Below are 1588 nucleotides of genomic sequence, written 5' to 3'. Positions count from 1 at the left end.
ATGACCACGCAGATCGACCGTGTCGAACTCAGCCTCCACTGCCGACACCACATAGGCGACCAAGCGCTTGTCGCCCGGCTCGTCCTCGCGCACGACCACCGCCGCCTGCGCCACCTGATCGTGCCCGGACAGCACAGCCTCGACCTCGCCGAGCTCGATACGGAAACCCCGCACCTTCACCTGAGCATCCGCACGCCCCACAAACTCCAGCACACCACCAGCAACCCACTTCACCAGGTCACCGGTCCGATACATCCGCGAACCCACAGGACCGAACGGATCCGCCACAAACCGCTCCCCCGTCAAGCCGGCACGACCCACATACCCCCGCGCCAACTGCGCACCCGCCACATACAACTCACCCGCAACACCCACCGCCACCGGCGACAAACCCGCGTCCAACACATACACACGGGTGTTTCCGAGCGGACGTCCAATCGATGGCGGTCGGTCTTCGGGCGTGATGGATCTGTCTATCTCGACAGATGTGGTGATAACCGTGGCCTCGGTCGGTCCGTACGTATTACGCATCCGCGCGCCCGGCGTCCAGCGGCTCGCCAGGTCAGCGGTCAACTGCTCGGCGCCCAGGACCCAGTTGCGCACCCCGGACAGCGCGGCCGGATCCAACACCCCGATCAAGGAGGGAACGACACTCGCCACGCTCACGCCGGTACGCCTGATCATCTCGGCCAGCCTGTCCGGCTCGGACCGTTCCTCCGTCGACGCGATGGCCAACGTCCCGCCGGCAGCCAAGGTGACCGCCACATCCAACACCGACGCATCAAAGCTGAAGGACGCGAACTGCAGGGCCACTGTGCCCTGGTGGACGCCCAGCACCGGCCGCATCACCTCGGCCAGGTTGGTCACGCCCCGGTGTGGAATGGCGACGCCCTTCGGACGCCCCGTGGAACCCGACGTATAAATCACATAGGCAAGCTGGTCCGGTTCGACCATCGCGTCCGGCCCATTGGATACGGACGGCGTCATGTCCTCGATTTCGTCGAGAAGCAGCACCTGTACCGAATCCAACGGCAGTTCTTTGAGCGTCTCGGGGGTCCCCAGCACTGCCACGGCCCCGCTGTCAGCCACCATGTAGCCCAGACGTTCGACGGGGTAGTCCGGATCAAGCGGAACGTACGCGCCGCCTGCCTTCCAGACCGCGAACAACGCCACAACCATGTCCAAACCGCGAGGGAGGCACAGGCCCACCACACGCTCCCGACCCACCCCCCGTTCCACCAGATGTCCAGCAAGTCGATTCGCCCGCGCGTCGAGTTCGGCGTAGGTGAGTTCGGCGCCGTCGCTGATGACGGCGAGGGCGTCGGGGGTGCGGGTCACCTGGGCCCGGAACAGCTCGGGGAGGCTCGCCTCCGGCACCTCGTGCGCGGTGTCGTTCCACGCCACGAGCGTGCGCCGACGCTCCTCCTCCCCCAGGACATCGATGGCACGGACCGGCTGATCGGGGTCGGCGACGACCGCCTCCAGCACCCGCACCAACCGATCCGCCAGAGCCTCAACCGTCGCCTCGGCGAACAGATCGGCCCGGTAGTCGAGCAGTCCCTCAAGCCCGGCGGGCGTTCCTTCGTCG

1 protein-coding gene is annotated in these 1588 nt (G+C 66.6%); it reads right to left on the bottom strand.

The window, feature by feature from the left end; all coding sequences use genetic code 11:
• On the bottom strand, positions 1-1588 hold a 1588-nt coding region (locus QR77_RS37935), incomplete at both ends, for an amino acid adenylation domain-containing protein (protein WP_150130614.1).

This window comes from Streptomyces sp. 150FB, from assembly GCF_000818195.1.
Taxonomy (GTDB): Bacteria; Actinomycetota; Actinomycetes; order Streptomycetales; family Streptomycetaceae; genus Streptomyces.
The sequence above is the reverse complement of the archived record's forward strand: the minus strand, read 5'-3'. Positions and strand labels throughout refer to the sequence as shown.